The sequence below is a fragment of the Streptomyces canarius genome (assembly GCF_014650735.1).
In the GTDB taxonomy this organism is placed as follows: domain Bacteria; phylum Actinomycetota; class Actinomycetes; order Streptomycetales; family Streptomycetaceae; genus Streptomyces; species Streptomyces olivaceoviridis.
Map to the genome: position 1 here is coordinate 85,682 of NZ_BMVN01000004.1, position 16,552 is coordinate 102,233.

20 protein-coding genes and 1 pseudogene are annotated in these 16,552 nt (G+C 71.1%); 9 read left to right on the plus strand and 12 right to left on the minus strand.

What is annotated here, in order from left to right; translation table 11 throughout:
- The first annotated feature begins 159 nt into the window (after positions 1-159).
- Genes ectA through thpD form a run of 4 tightly spaced genes read left to right on the plus strand, consistent with a single transcriptional unit; the run spans position 160 to position 3,314 of the window.
- The gene (gene ectA, locus IE294_RS07330; RefSeq protein WP_189883590.1) at positions 160-678 is read left to right on the plus strand and encodes a diaminobutyrate acetyltransferase; all 519 of its coding nucleotides are present in this window, start codon (positions 160-162) and stop codon (positions 676-678) included.
- Between the two features lie 13 nt (positions 679-691).
- Entirely contained in the window at positions 692-1,963 is a 1,272-nt protein-coding gene (gene ectB, locus IE294_RS07335) for a diaminobutyrate--2-oxoglutarate transaminase (protein WP_189883593.1), read from the plus strand.
- Between the two features lie 46 nt (positions 1,964-2,009).
- Positions 2,010-2,414: an ectoine synthase gene (locus IE294_RS07340; protein ID WP_189815443.1), complete on the plus strand. Its 405-nt coding sequence runs from the start codon at positions 2,010-2,012 to the stop codon at positions 2,412-2,414.
- Between the two features lie 6 nt (positions 2,415-2,420).
- Positions 2,421-3,314 carry an ectoine hydroxylase gene (gene thpD / locus IE294_RS07345; RefSeq protein ID WP_189883595.1) on the plus strand — a complete coding sequence of 298 codons (894 nt, stop codon included), beginning with the start codon at positions 2,421-2,423 and terminating at the stop codon, positions 3,312-3,314.
- A gap of 63 nt (positions 3,315-3,377) precedes the next feature.
- Here the strand turns inward: thpD and IE294_RS07350 are convergent, their stop codons facing one another.
- The 5 genes and pseudogenes from IE294_RS07350 to IE294_RS07370 all read right to left on the minus strand — a co-directional run bounded on the left by IE294_RS07350 (position 3,378) and on the right by IE294_RS07370 (position 7,978).
- A complete protein-coding gene (locus IE294_RS07350) occupies positions 3,378-4,439 on the minus strand; it encodes an aminotransferase class V-fold PLP-dependent enzyme (protein WP_189883597.1) in 1,062 nt (353 codons plus the stop codon).
- Positions 4,440-4,534: 95 nt separating this feature from the next.
- On the minus strand, positions 4,535-5,254 hold the full coding sequence (locus IE294_RS07355) for a DsbA family oxidoreductase (RefSeq protein ID WP_059263984.1): 720 nt from the start codon (positions 5,252-5,254) through the stop codon (positions 4,535-4,537).
- Positions 5,255-5,330: 76 nt separating this feature from the next.
- A pseudogene (locus tag IE294_RS07360) lies at positions 5,331-5,676 on the minus strand (GNAT family N-acetyltransferase).
- A 135-nt stretch (positions 5,677-5,811) separates the two neighbouring features.
- Positions 5,812-6,426: a DUF1349 domain-containing protein gene (locus IE294_RS07365; RefSeq protein ID WP_189883599.1), complete on the minus strand. Its 615-nt coding sequence runs from the start codon at positions 6,424-6,426 to the stop codon at positions 5,812-5,814.
- Positions 6,427-6,448: 22 nt separating this feature from the next.
- Complete coding sequence (locus IE294_RS07370) at positions 6,449-7,978, minus strand: aldehyde dehydrogenase (NADP(+)) (RefSeq protein ID WP_189883601.1); 1,530 nt, start codon at positions 7,976-7,978, stop codon at positions 6,449-6,451.
- A 151-nt stretch (positions 7,979-8,129) separates the two neighbouring features.
- On the opposite strand from IE294_RS07370, the gene IE294_RS07375 reads away from it, so the two are divergent.
- The 3 genes from IE294_RS07375 to IE294_RS07385 all read left to right on the plus strand — a co-directional run bounded on the left by IE294_RS07375 (position 8,130) and on the right by IE294_RS07385 (position 10,967).
- Positions 8,130-8,903 (plus strand): IclR family transcriptional regulator, encoded by a 774-nt coding sequence (locus IE294_RS07375; RefSeq protein WP_189883603.1) that lies wholly within the window; start codon positions 8,130-8,132, stop codon positions 8,901-8,903.
- 39 nt (positions 8,904-8,942) lie between these two features.
- Positions 8,943-9,416, plus strand: coding sequence for a GNAT family N-acetyltransferase (locus IE294_RS07380; protein ID WP_189883605.1), 474 nt, complete (start codon positions 8,943-8,945; stop codon positions 9,414-9,416).
- Between the two features lie 96 nt (positions 9,417-9,512).
- Positions 9,513-10,967, plus strand: a complete 1,455-nt coding sequence (locus IE294_RS07385) for a peptidoglycan D,D-transpeptidase FtsI family protein (RefSeq protein WP_189883607.1) — start codon at positions 9,513-9,515, stop codon at positions 10,965-10,967.
- Positions 10,968-10,971: 4 nt separating this feature from the next.
- Here the strand turns inward: IE294_RS07385 and IE294_RS07390 are convergent, their stop codons facing one another.
- Positions 10,972-12,369 (minus strand): NCS2 family permease, encoded by a 1,398-nt coding sequence (locus tag IE294_RS07390; RefSeq protein WP_189883609.1) that lies wholly within the window; start codon positions 12,367-12,369, stop codon positions 10,972-10,974.
- Positions 12,370-12,453: 84 nt separating this feature from the next.
- Here IE294_RS07390 and IE294_RS07395 point away from each other — a divergent pair, with 84 nt between their 5' ends.
- Complete coding sequence (locus IE294_RS07395; protein WP_189883611.1) at positions 12,454-12,597, plus strand: hypothetical protein; 144 nt, start codon at positions 12,454-12,456, stop codon at positions 12,595-12,597.
- Between the two features lie 123 nt (positions 12,598-12,720).
- Here the strand turns inward: IE294_RS07395 and IE294_RS07400 are convergent, their stop codons facing one another.
- Positions 12,721-13,515: an HAD family acid phosphatase gene (locus IE294_RS07400; protein WP_189883613.1), complete on the minus strand. Its 795-nt coding sequence runs from the start codon at positions 13,513-13,515 to the stop codon at positions 12,721-12,723.
- A 189-nt stretch (positions 13,516-13,704) separates the two neighbouring features.
- Between IE294_RS07400 and IE294_RS07405 the strand changes: the two genes are divergently transcribed.
- A complete protein-coding gene (locus tag IE294_RS07405) occupies positions 13,705-14,187 on the plus strand; it encodes a hypothetical protein (RefSeq protein WP_189883615.1) in 483 nt (160 codons plus the stop codon).
- Positions 14,188-14,363: 176 nt separating this feature from the next.
- Here the strand turns inward: IE294_RS07405 and IE294_RS49585 are convergent, their stop codons facing one another.
- The 5 genes from IE294_RS49585 to IE294_RS07430 form a co-directional block, all read right to left on the minus strand.
- Entirely contained in the window at positions 14,364-14,612 is a 249-nt protein-coding gene (locus tag IE294_RS49585; protein WP_373315796.1) for an MBL fold metallo-hydrolase, read from the minus strand.
- Between the two features lie 47 nt (positions 14,613-14,659).
- On the minus strand, positions 14,660-14,941 hold the full coding sequence (locus tag IE294_RS07415) for a hypothetical protein (RefSeq protein WP_189883616.1): 282 nt from the start codon (positions 14,939-14,941) through the stop codon (positions 14,660-14,662).
- A gap of 37 nt (positions 14,942-14,978) precedes the next feature.
- Positions 14,979-15,284, minus strand: coding sequence for a hypothetical protein (locus IE294_RS07420; RefSeq protein WP_189815457.1), 306 nt, complete (start codon positions 15,282-15,284; stop codon positions 14,979-14,981).
- Positions 15,285-15,392: 108 nt separating this feature from the next.
- Complete coding sequence (locus IE294_RS07425) at positions 15,393-15,980, minus strand: TIGR03086 family metal-binding protein (protein ID WP_189883618.1); 588 nt, start codon at positions 15,978-15,980, stop codon at positions 15,393-15,395.
- Between the two features lie 2 nt (positions 15,981-15,982).
- A complete protein-coding gene (locus IE294_RS07430) occupies positions 15,983-16,429 on the minus strand; it encodes a DUF6010 family protein (RefSeq protein ID WP_189883620.1) in 447 nt (148 codons plus the stop codon).
- Positions 16,430-16,552: the final 123 nt, after the last annotated feature.

Sequence of the window (16,552 nt, forward strand, 5' to 3'; positions counted from 1 at the left end):
GACAGGTTTCCCGCGCTTTCCAGGCTGTGACACACTCCACAACAGATGAGATTTGTCCCGATTTGTTGCGGGGTATTTCAGACATTTCACCGGTCAGGCAGGAACCCTCCGCACTCGCTCCCGTGCATTTTCGAATTCGCCTCGCTAAATTCCTGCCGCATGACTGCCGCACCCGCAGACCTGCTCATCGAACGGCCGGCGACGACCGACGGAGCCACGCTCTGGCGTCTCGCCAAGGAATCGAAAACCCTCGATCTGAACTCCTCCTACAGTTATCTGCTGTGGTGCCGGGACTTCGCCGGCACCTCGGCGGTGGCGCGCGGCGCGGGCGGGGAGCCGGTCGGCTTCGTCACCGGATACCTGCGGCCGGACCGCCCGCGCACGCTGCTCGTCTGGCAGGTGGCCGTCGACCCCGCCCACCGGGGCCACGGCATCGCCGCCAAGCTGCTGGACGGGCTGACCGCCCGGCTCGTCGCCGAGCGGGGGATCACCGGGATCGAGACCACCATCACGCCCGGCAACACCGCCTCCGAGCGGCTGTTCACCTCCTTCGCCGAGCGGCACGGCGCGCAGGTGACCCGCGAGGTGCTGTTCCCCGCCGAACTCTTCACGGACGGCCCGCACGACCCCGAAGTCCTGTACCGCATCGGCCCGTTGACCGACTCCACCCCCCACTGAGGAGCGATTCACCGTGACCATCACCCAGCCCGACCTCAGCGTCTTCGAGACCCTGGAGTCCGAGGTGCGCAGCTACTGCCGCGGCTGGCCCACCGTCTTCGACCGCGCGCGGGGCAGCCGGATGTACGACGAGGACGGGCACGCGTACCTCGACTTCTTCGCCGGTGCCGGCTCACTCAACTACGGCCACAACAACCCCGTCCTCAAACGGGCGTTGCTCGACTATCTGGAACGGGACGGCGTCACCCACGGCCTGGACATGTCGACCACGGCCAAACGCACCTTCCTCCAGACCTTCCAGGACCTGGTCCTGCGCCCGCGCGACCTGCCGTACAAGGTCATGTTCCCGGGGCCGACCGGCACCAACGCCGTGGAGTCGGCGCTGAAGCTGGCGCGGAAGGTGAAGGGCCGCGAGGCGATCGTGTCGTTCACCAACGCCTTCCACGGCATGTCGCTGGGCTCCCTCGCCGTGACCGGCAACGCCTTCAAGCGGGCCGGCGCGGGCATTCCGCTGGTGCACGGCACGCCGATGCCGTTCGACAACTACTTCGACGGCACGGTCCCGGACTTCCTGTGGTTCGAGCGGCTGCTGGAGGACCAGGGCTCCGGGCTGAACAAGCCCGCCGCCGTGATCGTGGAGACCGTGCAGGGCGAGGGCGGCATCAACGTCGCCCGGCCCGAATGGCTGCGCGCGCTGAAGGAGCTGTGCGAGCGGCAGGACATGCTGCTGATCGTCGACGACATCCAGATGGGCTGCGGCCGTACCGGCGCGTTCTTCTCCTTCGAGGAGGCCGGCATCACGCCGGACATCGTCACCGTGTCGAAGTCGATCAGCGGCTACGGGCTGCCCATGTCGCTGTGCCTGTTCAAGCCCGAGCTGGACGTGTGGGAGCCGGGCGAGCACAACGGCACCTTCCGCGGCAACAACCCGGCCTTCGTGACCGCGACCGCCGCGCTGGAGACGTACTGGACCGACGGCTCGGCCATGGAGAAGCAGACCCGCGCCCGTGGCGAGCAGGTCGAGCGGGCCCTCGTCTCCATCACCGAGGAGAACCTGGCCGACGTGAGGGAGTACCGCGGCCGTGGGCTCGTGTGGGGCCTGGAGTTCCACGACAAGTCCCGGGCCTCCCGGGTCGCCCGCCGCGCCTTCGAGCTCGGGCTGCTGATCGAGACGTCCGGCCCGGAGGGCGAGGTCGTCAAGCTGCTGCCGGCCCTGACCATCACGCGCGAGGAACTGGACGAAGGACTCAGCGTCCTCGCCCGCGCCGTCCGCGAAACCGCCTAGCCACACCCAGCAAGCCAGCAAGCCAGCAAGGAGGAAGTGCACCCCCATGATCGTCCGTTCGTTCAAGGACATCGAAGGCACCGACCGGCACATCAGGGCGAAGTCCGGCACCTGGGAGAGCAAGCGGATCGTCCTCGCCAAGGAGCGCGTCGGCTTCTCCCTGCACGAGACCATCCTGTACGCCGGGACGGAGACGTCGATGTGGTACGCCAACCACATCGAGGCCGTCGTCTGCACCAAGGGCGAGGCCGAACTCACCGACCAGGAGACCGGGAAGACGTACACCATCACCCCCGGCACCATGTACCTCCTCGACGGACACGAGCGGCACACGCTGCGCGTCAAGGAGGACTTCCACTGCGTCTGCGTGTTCAACCCGCCGGTGACCGGCCGGGAGGACCACGACGAGAACGGCGTCTACCCCCTGCTCACCGAGCCCGAGGAGGTGTGAGAGCCCATGACCACCGCCACCGTGAAGGACCTCTACCCGACCCGCGGCACCACCGAGGTGACCGTCCCCCGCCAGGACCCCGTCGTCTGGGGCGCCCCGGACACCCCGGGCCCGATCGAGACGGCCGACCTCCAGGCGTACGAGCGGGACGGCTTCCTCGCCGTCGACCGGCTGATCGGCCCGGACGAGGTCGAGGTCTACAAGCGTGAGCTGGACCGGCTGGTCGCCGACCCGGCGATCCGTGCCGACGAGCGCTCGATCGTGGAGCCGAAGTCCAAGGAGATCCGCTCGGTCTTCGAGGTGCACCGGATCAGCGAGGTGTTCGCGAACCTGGTGCGCGATCCGCGCGTGGTCGGCCGCGCCCGGCAGATCCTCGGCTCGGACGTGTACGTCCACCAGTCCCGGATCAACGTCAAGCCGGGCTTCGGCGCGAGCGGCTTCTACTGGCACTCGGACTTCGAGACCTGGCACGCCGAGGACGGCCTGCCGAACATGCGCACGGTGTCCGTCTCGATCGCGCTGACCGAGAACCACGACACCAACGGCGGCCTGATGATCATGCCGGGTTCGCACAGGACGTTCCTGGGCTGCGCCGGTGCCACGCCGAAGGACAACTACAAGAAGTCCCTCCAGATGCAGGACGCGGGCACGCCGTCGGACGAGGCGCTGACGGCGCTGGCGGGCGAGTACGGCATCCGGCTGTTCACCGGCAAGGCCGGCTCGGCGACCTGGTTCGACTGCAACTGCATGCACGGCTCCGGCGACAACATCACGCCGTTCCCGCGCAGCAACGTCTTCATCGTGTTCAACAGCGTGGAGAACGCGGCGGTGGAGCCGTTCGCGGCGCCGGTGCGGCGGCCGGAGTTCATCGGGGCGAGGGATTTCACCCCCGTGCGGTAGCCGCTTCCCGATCACCGGGCCGGGGCCTCCTCGTGTGGGACATCAGGCCCCGGCCCGGTCGTGTCAGCCGGACAGCGCCTCCAGCAGCCGGTCGACGTCGGCGGCCGTGTTGTAGAGGTGGAAGGCCGCGCGCAGGTTGCCCGCGCGGTCGGAGACCTCGATGCCCGCCTCGCTCAACTCAGGCTGCCGGGAGCCGAGTCCGGGGACCGAGACGATCGCCGAGCCGGGAGCGGGCACCGGCTCGTGGCCGAGATCGGTGAGGCCCGCGCGGAACCGGTCGGCGAGGGCGGTGTCATGGGCGTGCACGGCGTCCGAGCCGAGTTCCTCGATCAGCTCCAGCGAGCGCCGCAGGCCCGCGAAGGTGAACAGCGCGTGGGTGAGGTCGAACCGCCGGGCGGAGTGGGCGAGTTCGGCCACCGGGCCGTAGCAGCTGTCCCACGGACGCTCGGCCGCGACCCAGCCGGCGAGCAGCGGGGTCAGCCCGCCGAAGTCCTCGGGGACGGTGAGGAAGGCGGCGCCGTGCGGGCCCAGCAGCCACTTGAAGGAGACGCTCGCGGTGAAGTCGTAGGCGTCCGCCGCCACCGGCAACCAGCCGGCGGCCTGGGAGAAGTCGACGTAGGTGCGGGCGCCGTGGGCGCGGGCGGCCTCGCGCAGGGCGGGCAGGTCGGCGATCCGGCCGTCGGCGGACTGCGCGGCGCTGACCGCGACGAGCGCGGTCCCCGGCCGGACGGACTCGGCGATCCGCTCCAGCGGGACCGTGCGGACCTTGAGGTCGCCGCGGACGTGGAAGGGGTTGAGCACGGAGGTGAAGTCGTCCTCGGCGGTGAGGACTTCGGCGCCCGCCGGGAGCGAGGCGGCGATCACACCGGTGTGCGCGGCGACCGAGGCGCCCGCCGCGACCCGGGTGGCCGGGACGCCGGTGAGCCGGGCGAACGCGGCCCGGCTCGCCTCCACGTCCTCGTACAGGGAGGTCAGCGGCCGGCCCTCGGCCCGCAGCAGCGCCGCCTCCTGGAGGGCGGCGACGGTACGGGCCGGCAGCAGGCCGTTGCTCGCGGTGTTGAGGTAGATGCTCTTCGGGGTGAACTCGGCGCGGACGATGCTCTCGAACGTCTCCGTGGTCTCCATGGGTCCACTCTGCGGCCCAGGCACCTACGCGTCCATCGCGAATTTTTACCCGGTTCCTCTTAGCGGCACTTATACGACCGCTCCGACCTGTGCTTTCAGCCCTGCTGCGGCACCGCGCACCCGTCCGGCCCGCACGCCTGGGCGTCACCCTGCTCGACGAGCTTCAGCGGCGAGCGCTCACCCCAGGCCTGGGTGAGCGCCTGGGTGAAGACCTCGGCGGGCTGGGCACCGGAGACGCCGTACGTCCGGTCGAGGACGAAGAACGGCACACCGGTCGCGCCGAGCTGGGCGGCCTCGCGCTCGTCGGCGCGGACCTCGTCGGCGTAGCGGGACGGGTCGGCGAGCACCGCGCGGGCGGCGTCGGCGTCCAGTCCTGCCTGCGCGGCCAGCTCCACCAGACGTTCGTCGCCCTCGGTGAAGACGGACCGCTCCTCGGCGAAGTTCGCCCGGTAGAGGATCTGGATCAGCTCGTCCTGCCGGCCCTGCTCCTTGGCGAAGTGCAGCAGGCGGTGCATGTCGAAGGTGTTGCCGTGGTCGCGGTCCCGGGTGCGGTAGTCCAGGCCCTCGGCGGCGGCCTGGGCGGCCAGGTTGTCCTCGCCGGCCTGGGCCTGCGCCTCGCTCATGCCGTACTTCCTGGTCAGCATGGTGATCACCGGCTGGACGTCGCCCTTGGCGCGGCCCGGGTCCAGCTCGAAGGAGCGGTGCACCACCTCGACCTGGTCGCGGTGCGGGAAGGCAGCCAGCGCCTTCTCGAAGCGGGCCTTGCCCACGTAGCACCAGGGGCAGGCGATGTCGCTCCAGATCTCGACGCGCATGTCTTCGGCTCTCTCCAGGTCGTACGGGCGCGGGGGCTCTCCCCGGGCCGGTACATGAACGTTCAAGCAGCCGGTTTCATTCCCGGGGCGGCACGCAGAAGTACAGGCAGAGGTGGTGGCCGCCGTCGGCGGGCGGGTGCGCGGGGTCCGGGAGCCGGCCCTGGTGGGCGTAGAAGGCCTGGGCGCGCCGGTTGTCCATTGTCCACGTGATCGATGTGGAACTGGTACAGCTTGCCGGCGGGGCCGTCCTGCGGGGGCCGGAAGGAGGCGACACCGGTGGTCGTGCCCTCCTCCACGACGCAGAGCACCTGCCCGTCGGGGCGCTCGACGGCGCCGCGCCGGACGGCGGCCCAGTCGATGCCGTCGTCCGGGAGGCCGTCGGGGTAGTACGTCGAACGGGCCCTGCGGTGCAGTGCGGCCATCCGCTCGGCCTCGGCGGGCAGGGCGGTGCGGATCACACGGTGCCCCTGACAGGGTCATGATCATGCAGGGGGAGGACGCGGCCGACCGCCGTCCGGTTCCGCGGCGGCTCGACCGGAGTCCGGCAGGCGGTCTCCTCAGCCGCCGTCCCGCAGGTCGCCCGGTCCGCCGTGCCTGAACGCGATGTGGTCGTAGGTCACCGCGCACCCCTCCCCCACCGGCGACTGCGCCATGAACCCGACCAGCGCGGCACCGGTCTCCTCCTCCTCGCCCAGGGTGAAGAACCGGACGAAGGTCCAGCGCGCGCCGTCCCGGGAGGCGTGGAAGGCGAAGGCCCGCCCCGTCCGGCTGACCCGCAGCCACACCGAGTCCCCGTCCACCGTGAAGGAGTTGGCGTCGTCGGAGTGCCCCCGGGTGACCACCGTGCACACGGTGGGCACGTCCGGGGAGTACTCCAGACAGAGCTTGGCCCAGGCCCGCTCGCCGACATGGACGTACAGCACCCCGGCGTCGAACGCGTCACGGAACCCCACGGAGACCCGGGCGATCAGCTGGAAGTCCCCTTCCGGCGGTGCACCGAGCAGCCGGGGCGCGTCGGAGGCGGGTTCCAGTGCGTCGCCGTCGGGCGGCACGAACCGGTCCTGGCGCGGTCCGGCCCGCCCGGTCAGCACACCGTCCTCGTAGGACCAGTCGCCGTCCGGCCCATGAGCCTTGAGAGGGAAGGGCACCTCAGGAATGTCCAAGTCCGTCAACCTCTCCTCACCCCCTACGGCACTACCGCTCCAGCACCCCGTTGAACCGCCGGGGAAGCCCGAGCGGATTGTCGTCGCGAAGCTCGTCCGGCAGCAACGCCTCGGGCGCGTTCTGATAGACGACCGGCCGCAACCACCGCTCGATGGCCGTACCGCCCACGGAGGTGGACGTGGACGTCGTGGCCGGGTAAGGGCCGCCGTGATGCTGCGCGGGCGCCACCGCGACCCCTGTCGGCCAGCCGTTGACCAGCACACGCCCGGCGAGCGGCGTCAGCTCGGCCAGCAGCTCCGGCCCCCGACCCCGCCCGGCGGCCTCGTCCGAGGACACCTGGACGGTCGCCGTCAGGTTGCCCGGCAGCCGCGACAGCACAGCCGTGGCCTCGGCCTCGTCCGCGTAGCGGGCCACCACGGTGACCGGCCCGAAGCACTCCTCCAGCAGCAGGTCGTACGCCCCCTCCTCGGCCAGCTTCTCCGCCGGCACCGTGAGGAACCCGGCGCTGACCGCGTGTTCGCCGCCCGCGCCCGGGGTGACCGGCGACTCCACGTCCGGCAGCTCCGCGCGCTCGGCGACCCCGGCGACGAAGTTGTCCCGCATGCGGTGGTCGAGCAGCACCCCGGCGTCGGTGTCGCTGACGGCGTCGGTCAGGGACTTCACCAGCCGGTCGCCGGACGCGCCGGACGGCACCAGCACCAGGCCGGGCTTGACGCAGAACTGGCCCACGCCGAGGGTCATCGACCCGGCGAGCCCGCCGCCGATCTCCTCGGCCCGCTCGGCGGCGGCGGCCTCGGTGACCAGGACCGGGTTCAGCGAACCGAGTTCGCCGTGGAACGGGATCGGCACCGGGCGGGCGGCGGCGGCGTCGAACAGCGCCCGTCCGCCCCGTACCGAACCGGTGAAGCCGGCCGCGGCGACCAGCGGGTGCTTGATCAGTTCGACGCCCGCCTCGAAGCCGTGCACGAGTCCGACGACGCCCTCGGGGATGCCGTGTTCGGCGGCGGCCCGGCGCAGCACCTTGGCGACCAGCTCGGACAGGGCCGGGTGGTCGGGGTGGGCCTTGACCACGACCGGGCAGCCCGCGGCCAGCGCGCTCGCGGTGTCACCGCCGGCGACGGAGAAGGCGAAGGGGAAGTTGGAGGCCGAGTAGACCGCGACGACACCCAGCGGCACCTTGTAGCGGCGCAGGTCCGGGACGGGCGGGGTGGCGGTGTCGTCGGGGTGGTTGATGATGACGTCGAGGAAGGCGCCCTCGTCGACGATGTCGGCGAAGGCCCGCAGCTGGTAGCAGGTGCGGGCGAGTTCGCCGGTCAGCCGGGCGGGGCCGAGCGCGGTCTCGGCGTCGGCGGTCTCGACGAGGCCGTCCTTGGCCGCGTCCAGGCCCGCGGCTGCCGAGCGCAGGAACGCGGCGCGGACCGTGCGGTCGGTGAGGGCGTCGCGCGCGGCGTGGGCCGCCCGGACGGCCGCGTCCACCTCCTGGGCTGTGGCCTCCACCGCAACCTGTTCACGCTGCTTCCCGGTGCGCGGGTCGACACTCCAGACTGGTGCTGCTGCCACCGCGGGTCCCTCCCAGTAAAGGCCGCATTGTCTACGACGATCAGGCTCACCCATCAGTCGCGTTCGATATACTGAACGCTGTCTCTGATGATGAATATGCTGCTCGGAGACTATATAACTCAGTCCTCGTCGAACGAAGGGGTCAAGGGCGATGGCGGCAGGCGACACAGGGGGCGGGGCGCAGGTCAAGTCCGCGGTACGGACCGTTGAGCTGCTCGAATACTTCGCCGGCCGGCCCGGTATGCACTCCCTCGCGGCCGTCCAGGAAGCCGTGGGGTATCCCAAGTCCAGCCTGTACATGCTGCTGCGCACGCTCGTGGAGCTGGGCTGGGTGGAGACGGACGCGACGGGCACGCGGTACGGCATCGGGGTGCGGGCGCTGCTGGTCGGTACGTCGTACATCGACGGCGACGAGGTGGTGGCCGCCGCCCGCCCGACCCTGGACCGGCTCTCCGACGACACCACGGAGACCATCCACCTGGCCCGGCTCGACGGCACCAACGTGGTCTACCTGGCCACCCGTCAGTCCCAGCACTACCTGCGGCCCTTCACCCGCGTCGGCCGCCGGCTCCCGGCCCACTCCACCTCCCTCGGCAAGGCGATCCTCGCCAGCCACACCGACGAGCAGGTGCGCAAGCTGCTGCCGGAGACGCTGCCCGCGCTCACCGAGCACACCCTCACCGACCGGGAGAAGCTCATCGAGGAGCTGCACCAGGTCCGGGAGCAGGGCTTCGCGGTCGACCGCGAGGAGAACACGCTGGGCCTGCGCTGCTTCGGCGTGGCGATCCCGTACCGCACGCCCGCGCGGGACGCCATCAGCTGCTCGGTGCCGGTGGCCCGGCTGACTCCCGCGCACGAGCAGATGATCAAGGACGCGCTGTTCGACGCGCGGGACCGGCTGACGCTGGCGACCCGCAGGCTCTGACCCCGGCGGCCGCGGTCCCGCGGCCGTAGGCTCGGTCGCATGGAGATCGCGCTGCGGGCCGTACGGGACAGCGACCTGCCGGTGTTCTACCGGCAGATGACCGACCCGGAGGCCGTCCGGATGGCCGCGTTCGGCCCGGAGGACCCGTACGACCAGGAGGCCCTCGCGGCCTACTGGCAGCGCATACGGAACTCCTCCGACGTGCTGCGCACGGTCCTGGCCGACGGCGAGGTGGCCGGCAACGCGGCCGTCTACGGCGTGGCCGGCGAGCGCGAGGTGACGTACTGGATCGACCGCGCGTACTGGGGCCGGGGCGTGGCGACGGCCGCGCTGCGGGCGCTGCTCGCGGAGGTTCCCGAACGGCCGCTGTACGCGCGCGCGGCGGCCGACAACCACGCGTCGCTGCGCGTCCTGGAGAAGTGCGGCTTCCGCGAGGCGGCCCGTGCCCGGGGGTACGCGAACGCGCGGGGCCGGGAGATCGAGGAGGTCGTGCTGATCCTGACGGCCGCCTGAAAGGCGGGCCGCGGGACGCCGCACGACATGAACGCCGGATGAGAAAACCGGTCGTACGGGAACGATCGCCCCCGTCTCGATCGTCTTCCCAGCGGGATGAACAAGACGATCAGGCGGGCGTCCGTCTTCGCGCTGCTGCTCGTGCTCGCCCTGCTGGTCAGGGCCACGTGGTTGCAGTTCTACGACGGCAAGGCCCTCGCGGACGACAACGACAACCGGCGGAACGCGATCGCGACCTACTCGCGGCCCCTCGGGAACATCATCGTGGCCGGGAACGCGATCACCGGCTCGACGCGGACGAAGGGAAGCGACCTCGCGTACAAGCGGACGTACACGGACGGCAAGCTCTACGCGGCCGTGACGGGCTACGCCTCACAGGCCTACGCCCCCACCCAGTTGGAGGGCGTCTACAAGGACCTGCTCAACGGCACGGACAACCGGCTGAAGACCGTCATGGACACCGTCACCGGCGAGCGCTCCGAACCGGGCGACGTGCTGACGACGATCGACCCGGCGGTGCAGAAGGCGGCCTACCGCGCGCTCGGCGACAAGAAGGGCGGGGCCGTCGCGATCGACCCGAAGACCGGCAAGATCCTCGCCGTGGCCTCGACGCCGTCGTACGACCCCTCCGCGCTCACCGACGCGAACACGGCCGGCCAGGCCTGGAAGACGCTCAACGCCGACAAGGACAAGCCGCTCACCAACCGCGCGCTGCGCCAGCCGCTGCCCCCGGGCTCGACGTTCAAGCTGGTCGTCGCGGCGGCAGCGCTGGAGGACGGGCTGTACAAGAACGTGGACGAGCCGACCGACAGCCCCGATCCGTACCGGCTGCCGGGCACGGTGCGCGACCTGGCGAACGAGAACAAGTCGGCGCCCTGTGAGAACGCCTCGATCCGCGTCGCCCTGCGGTACTCGTGCAACAACGTCTTCGGCCACATGGCCGTCCAGCTCGGCCAGGACAAGGTCAGGGCCATGGCCGAGAAGTTCGGCTTCGACGACGACGCGCAGGACGTGCCGGTGCGGGCCTACACCAGCGTGTACCCGTCCGGCATGGACCAGGCGCAGACCGCCCTGTCCGGCATCGGCCAGTTCGACGTCACCGCGACCCCGCTCCAGATGGCCATGGTGTCCGCGGCCATCGCCAACGGCGGCAAACTGGTCTCGCCGCACATGGTCTCGCAGATCACCGACAGCGGCGGTGATGTGCTGAAGGACTATGACGACAGCGCCGGCACCAAGGAGATCATCAGCTCCACCACGGCCGAGCAGCTCCAGTCGGCCATGCAGACGGTGGTGAAGGACGGCACCGGTACGAACGCGCTGATCGACGGGGTGACCGTCGGCGGCAAGACCGGTACCGCCCAGCACGGCGAGAACAACAGCAAGACGCCGTACGCCTGGTTCACCTCCTACGGCAAGTCCGACAGCAACGGCAAGGAGGTCGCCGTCGCGGTGATGGTGGAGCAGTCGGACGCGGCCCGCTCGGAAGTGAGCGGCAACGGCCTGGCGGCGCCGGTGGCCAGGGCGATGATGCAGGCGGCCCTGAAGTAGCCCCTCACCTCACCCCGAGGATCTGCTCCACCGGGTCGATCGCGAAGTACACCAGGAACAGCGCCGAGACCGCCCACAGCAGCCAGTTGACCTCGCGTGCCTTGCCCACCACCGTCTTGATGACGACGTAGGCCAGGAACCCGGCGCCGATCCCGTCGGTGATGGAGTACGTGAACGGCATCGCGGCGATGGTGAGGAACGCCGGGACGGCGATCTCGTAGCTGTCCCAGTCGATGTGCTTGACGTGGGTCATCATCAGGAAGCCCACGGCGATCAGCGCGGGCGCCGCCGCCTGGAGCGGGACGATGGTGAGCAGCGGGGTGAGGAAGAGGGCGAGCCCGAACAGGCCGCCGGTGACCAGGTTGGCGAAGCCGGTGCGGGCGCCCTCGCCGACGCCGGCCGCCGACTCGATGTAGGCGGTGTTGGAGGAGGCGGAGCCGACACCGCCGGCGACGGCCGCGGCGCCGTCGATGAACAGCACGCGGCCGATGCCGGGCACCTGGCCCCGCTCGTCCAGCAGCCCGGCCTCCGCGGTGATGCCGACGATCGTGCCCATGGCGTCGAAGAAGTCCGACAGGATGAGGGTGAAGACCAGCAGGACGGCGGTGAGGACGCCGGCCTCGGCGAAGCCGCCGAACAGGCTGAAGTGACCGACCAGCCCGAAGTCCGGGGCGGCGACGACCTTGTCGGGGACCTCCGGCGTGGTCAGGCCCCAGCTCTTGACGTCGGCGACGGCGTTGACGACGATCGCGACGACGGTCATCGTCACGATGCTGATGAGGATCGCGCCCTTCACCCTTCGGGCGAGCAGCGCGACGGTGAGCAGCACGCCGAGGCAGAAGACCAGCACCGGCCAGCCGGTGAGCCGGCCGACGGCGCCGAGCTGGACCGGGACCGTGGTGTGGGCGGCGTCCGGGACGCGGCTGACGAACCCGGCGTCCACGAAGCCGATGAAGGCGATGAACAGGCCGATGCCGACGCCGATGGCCTGCTTCAGCTGCTGCGGGATCGCGTTCATGATCGCTTCCCGGAGTCCGGTGAGCACCAGCACGCAGATGACGATGCCTTCGAGGACGACCAGGCCCATGGCGTCCGCCCAGCTCATCAGCGGGGCGAGCTGGAAGGCGACGACGGCGTTGAGGCCGAGTCCGGCGGCGATGGCGAGGGGCAGATTGCCGCCGACGCCCATGACGACCGTCATCACACAGGCCACCAGGGCGGTGGCGGTGACGAGTTGGCCGGTGTCCAGGGTGTGGCCGAATTTGTCCTTGGCGCTGCCCAGGACGATCGGATTCAGGACAAGGATGTAGGCCATGGTGAAGAACGTGGCGAAGCCGCCGCGTATCTCGCGCCCGAGCGTGGATCCCCGTTCGGAGATCCTGAAGTACCGGTCGACGGACATGGTCCCACTCCTCGTCACCTGAAGATCGGTCGGCGGATTGCTGGCTGGATTGTTCCCCCGTCGCACCCGTTTCAGGTTTTCTCCGTGTTACGTCATCGAGTTCGGCCCCCCGCCTTCCATGAGCGGGGCGGGCGCGACGCGGGCGACGACAGCTATGTCATGACCGGGGTGGCCGGGGGCCGCGCCTACACGGTGACCGGCGACTTCGCCCCGCACGACGGCGCATAGGCCGCGGCTCGGAAACACCCCCGCGCACTCGGCGCGGCGAGGGCCCCGTCGGCCTCCGCCACGGCAGGTGCTGCCGGGGACGGAGGCCGGGTACGAGCGGCTGCTCAGGACGTACGGATGGGCTCAGCCGACGAAGTACGTCGGGTTCGGCAGCTTGTACGTCCGGTCGGCGTGGCCGCCGTCCAGGTCCGAGTACTGGTCGCCGAAGTTGGCGATGATCTCGTAGCCCAGGTCCTCGATGTGCTCGCGCGTCCCGGACTTGTACTGCACGGTCGTGCAGTTCCAGGTGCCCGGGGTGGCGCAGTCCTTCAGGTAGGCCGGCGGGTTGGCCTTGTCCTTGAGGAACATGTGGCCGGCGTCGAGGTTCACGTCGGCGCCGACCTTCTTCAGGTTCTCCACGGCGGCGGCGCGCTGGGCCTCGCTGAGGCCGGAGTTGTAGAAGACCTCGACGCCCTTGGCCGCGGCGTAGCGCACGAGCTCCGGGCTGCCGAAGACGGCGGGCCGGTCGGCGCGGTTCACGTAGTCGTTCCAGGTGCCGGAGTTGTACGTGTAGTTGTACCGCTTCTCGTAGTCCAGGCTGAGCAGCAGCGTGTCGTCGATGTCGAAGACGACGGCCGGCTTCTCGCCCCTGTGGTGCGCCTTGCGGGCCGCCTTGTCGATGTAGCTCTTGGCGTCGGCGTCGATGCGCGCCAGGTCCTTGGCGTACGGGCTGTCCTTGGACGCCTGGTAGACGCCGTCGCTGTCGGCGGTGGTGCCGTAGTAGGTGTCGATGTCCTTCACCAGGACCCCGATGTTGTACGGCTCGTGGGTGGAGTTGGCCGTCGACTGACCGGCGCCGGCCGCGCCCGCGCCGTACAGGGCCGCACCGGCGACGACACAGGCGGCACCGGTCGCGCACGCCTTGAGGGACTTCCGCATGAATTCTCCGGATCTGGTGGATGAGAGTGACGTACCAGGTCGGAGACTGTCTACGCGCATCACGCGGACAGGGCGAGCCCCGTTACCCGATCGATACGCAGCCTTGTTCCGCTCCCACCTGGAGCATTACCTTCCGATTGCCTCGACCGGAGGTTGCCGACGACCGCCTCTGGCTGCGGAAGGGTGCACATGAAGTACGTCACGGCCGTCTGGGACGACGGCGGGTTCCGCGTGGACCCGAGGGCCTACCTGGCCGAATTGCCGCGTCTGCGGGCCGACCTGCCCCCGGGCGCCCGGTCCTTCGCCACCGACCCCGACCACTACGACATCGCGGGCGCCACCCGCTGTGTGAAGGATCTGGAACTGGCCGGGGTCCACCTCGCCACCGACAGGAGCGGCGGGCTGGTCCTGGACTTCGCGCCCAACAAGTTCAAGCACGACTGCGGCCTGCGCATCAGCTACTCGGGCGTGAGGCACTTCTCGATCGACTACGAACACTCCATCGACTGGATGAGCGTCGACACCGTGCTCCTCGACGAAATCCTTCCCGACATCCTTCCCGACGTCCTTCCCGACGAGAACGGCGGCTGCCGGCACGAGATCGCCCTCACCGAGGCGTTGATCACCGTCCGGTGTGAGGACCTGCGAGCCGTGTGGGCGGACGCGGGCTGAGGAGTGGGCGGAGTGCGGTGGGAGAGGGGGTACCAGGTCGCGCGAACGCGCGTCTCCCGCCGCTGGGGGACCGAGCCGTCCCGGCCACCGGCGCGGTGACGGACGGCTCGGCCGAGTCGTCCGGCGATGGCCCGGCCGTCGTCTTCGACGACTACCGGACCATGCAGCCTCCGGCGTCAGGTGCAGGTGTGCGGAGTGTTCGCTCCCGTGATGCGCGTCGGTGTCCGCCTCGCACAGGAGCCGTGGGCGACGGCGCACGCGGTCAGCCGGAGGTTCCGGTGCGGCAGGTCGGCGCCGTGACCGGCATGCAGATGGGAGATCCGGACCGCGGTGAGCCGCGCCGGATCCGTGTGCCGCCGCAACGCGGCGAACGTGCCGGGCCCGGCGTCCACCCACAGCTGCCGGGAAGGGGCGCCGGCCGGCATGGCGGGAGGGTACGACGCCTGCTCCCCGCTTCGGCTCACGGCACCGGTCAGACCTCCATCACCGCGTCGCAGTCCGGGCACACCAGGGACGCGTACGCGGCGGGGTACCACGGCTCCCCGGGGCGGAGGGAAGGGCTCCGGGGAGCCTTCGTCATGGCGAAGGTGTCCTTGCCGCACAGGGTCCGCGGGCCGGCGGCGCCGGGCCTGTCGGGAGCCGCGGGCGCCGCGTGCACCCTGCGGGGGAGCCGTTCCGCGTCGGGCGGTCCGGCCGCGGGGGCGCGTGCGGCCACGAGCTGTTCGAGCTCGTACACGACGACGATCTCGCTCATGTCTCCACCGTAGGCGCGACGGCCCGGGGCGGCCCGTTCACCCGCCGGCGGCGCCGGGCAGGCCGAGTTCGCGGCCTCGGTAGAAGCCCTCGCGTTCCTCGGCGACGAAGGGGGCCATGGCCGCCCGCCGCCGGGCCTCCGCCTCGGAGGTCCGCCACGCGTCGCACGCCTCGCGGGAGTCCCAGAACGACACCCCGGTGATCTCCTGTCCGTCCTCGGACCAGTACGCGTAGGCCCGGTGCAGGCCCTGCGGTGCGGGCTCCGGGCGCCACGCCCTCTCGAAGTCGTCCAGCGTGCCCGGCTGAAGGCGGCGCGTCGTCACCCACACGTAGTGCTCCCGCATGGCGGCTCCCTCCGTACCCGTTCGGCTCGCCCCCTCTCAGGGTCACCGTAGGCCCGATGCGCCGCTTCCGCCGCCCGGCCGCCGCCGGCCGGCCCGCGCCCGCCGGGGTCAGGCCCGGTGCGGCCACCCCGGGTCCCGGCCGCTGAGGCCGACGGCCCGGTCCAGCGGGGGCGCGTCCGCGGGGACCGGGACGACCGGGCCGAAGGGGCCGTCGCCGCGGTCGGGGTCGTCGGCCGCGGCGCGGAGGAAGGTGAGGGCCGAGTCGAGGGCGGCCGGGTCCGAGGCGTAGTCCTGGCCGGTGGCGCGGGCCAGGTCCCAGCCGTGGATCACCAGCTCGTCGGCGACGACGGCGCCCGCGACCGCGCCGGGCAGGTCCACCCCGCCGACGCGGGTGTCGCCGGTCCAGGCGGCCGGGTCGCGCCAGGCGTCGGCCAGCGCGTCCAGCGCCTTCGGCAGCTCCTCGCGCCAGCCGGGGCCGAGGTCCGGGAGGGCGGCGTCCGGGTGGGTGTCGGTGGTCGTGCCGAGGTCCTTGCGGGCGGCGTCCCGGAAGGCCACGGACAGCATCAGCAGGTGGCCCAGCAGGCTGCGCACCGCGTGGTCCGGGCACGGTGTGGCGGCGGTCAGCTGCTCGTCGGTCACCGACTCGGCGAGCCGGGCCACGATCCTGGTCTGCGGGCCGAGGTCCACCATGGTCATGCTCACTCCTTCAGGGTCGCGCTCTCCCTACGAAGGGCTGACCGGCGGGCCCCCGGAAACTCATCGGTGCGGCACAGCGGCTTCCACGGCGCGCGACCGCCGGCGAGGCACCAGACGGCGATCACCGGGTCGCACAGCGCGCAGCCGAACGACGAGTCGTGCGCGAAGGGGATGATCGGGTGGCCCTTGAGGTGGTGGACGACGTCCCACGCGGTGTGCAGCAGCCAGCCGACGCCGATGAACGCCCAGGAGTCCAGGCCCTTGTAGGCGACGCAGGTGGCGAGCGCCGTGAACGCGAACTCCCAGCCGCCAAGGCCGCCGCCGCTGAGGTAGGCGGCTCCGGCACCGGCCACGACGACCGCGTTGAGGCGGCGCCGGTGGGGTTCCGGGACGAGGGACATGAGGGTGACGTAGAGCAGGCCGATGAGAAGGGGGGCGAGGTAGCGCATGCGGCCGACGGTAGGTGCGCGGGCGCGGGTGCCCCAGGGGCTCCAGTGCCAGGTTCCGACGGATTGCCGCCGTCACGTCAGGAGGTGGCCGTCCGGCGTACCTAGGGCACCTGCCCGATCCGC

What these genes read in the sequence shown, in the direction of transcription:
- ectA (WP_189883590.1), top strand. Translation starts at nt 160, where the DNA reads ATGACTGCCGCACCCGCAGACCTGCTCATCGAACGGCCGGCGACGACC.
- IE294_RS07340 (WP_189815443.1), top strand. Translation starts at nt 2,010, where the DNA reads ATGATCGTCCGTTCGTTCAAGGACATCGAAGGCACCGACCGGCACATC.
- thpD (WP_189883595.1), top strand. Translation starts at nt 2,421, where the DNA reads ATGACCACCGCCACCGTGAAGGACCTCTACCCGACCCGCGGCACCACC.
- IE294_RS07350 (WP_189883597.1), bottom strand. Translation starts at nt 4,439, where the DNA reads ATGGAGACCACGGAGACGTTCGAGAGCATCGTCCGCGCCGAGTTCACC.
- IE294_RS07355 (WP_059263984.1), bottom strand. Translation starts at nt 5,254, where the DNA reads ATGCGCGTCGAGATCTGGAGCGACATCGCCTGCCCCTGGTGCTACGTG.
- IE294_RS07375 (WP_189883603.1), top strand. Translation starts at nt 8,130, where the DNA reads ATGGCGGCAGGCGACACAGGGGGCGGGGCGCAGGTCAAGTCCGCGGTA.
- IE294_RS07380 (WP_189883605.1), top strand. Translation starts at nt 8,943, where the DNA reads ATGGAGATCGCGCTGCGGGCCGTACGGGACAGCGACCTGCCGGTGTTC.
- IE294_RS07385 (WP_189883607.1), top strand. Translation starts at nt 9,513, where the DNA reads ATGAACAAGACGATCAGGCGGGCGTCCGTCTTCGCGCTGCTGCTCGTG.
- IE294_RS07390 (WP_189883609.1), bottom strand. Translation starts at nt 12,369, where the DNA reads ATGTCCGTCGACCGGTACTTCAGGATCTCCGAACGGGGATCCACGCTC.
- IE294_RS07400 (WP_189883613.1), bottom strand. Translation starts at nt 13,515, where the DNA reads ATGCGGAAGTCCCTCAAGGCGTGCGCGACCGGTGCCGCCTGTGTCGTC.
- IE294_RS07405 (WP_189883615.1), top strand. Translation starts at nt 13,705, where the DNA reads ATGAAGTACGTCACGGCCGTCTGGGACGACGGCGGGTTCCGCGTGGAC.
- IE294_RS49585 (WP_373315796.1), bottom strand. Translation starts at nt 14,612, where the DNA reads ATGCCGGCCGGCGCCCCTTCCCGGCAGCTGTGGGTGGACGCCGGGCCC.
- IE294_RS07415 (WP_189883616.1), bottom strand. Translation starts at nt 14,941, where the DNA reads ATGAGCGAGATCGTCGTCGTGTACGAGCTCGAACAGCTCGTGGCCGCA.
- IE294_RS07420 (WP_189815457.1), bottom strand. Translation starts at nt 15,284, where the DNA reads ATGCGGGAGCACTACGTGTGGGTGACGACGCGCCGCCTTCAGCCGGGC.
- IE294_RS07425 (WP_189883618.1), bottom strand. Translation starts at nt 15,980, where the DNA reads ATGACCATGGTGGACCTCGGCCCGCAGACCAGGATCGTGGCCCGGCTC.
- IE294_RS07430 (WP_189883620.1), bottom strand. Translation starts at nt 16,429, where the DNA reads ATGCGCTACCTCGCCCCCCTTCTCATCGGCCTGCTCTACGTCACCCTC.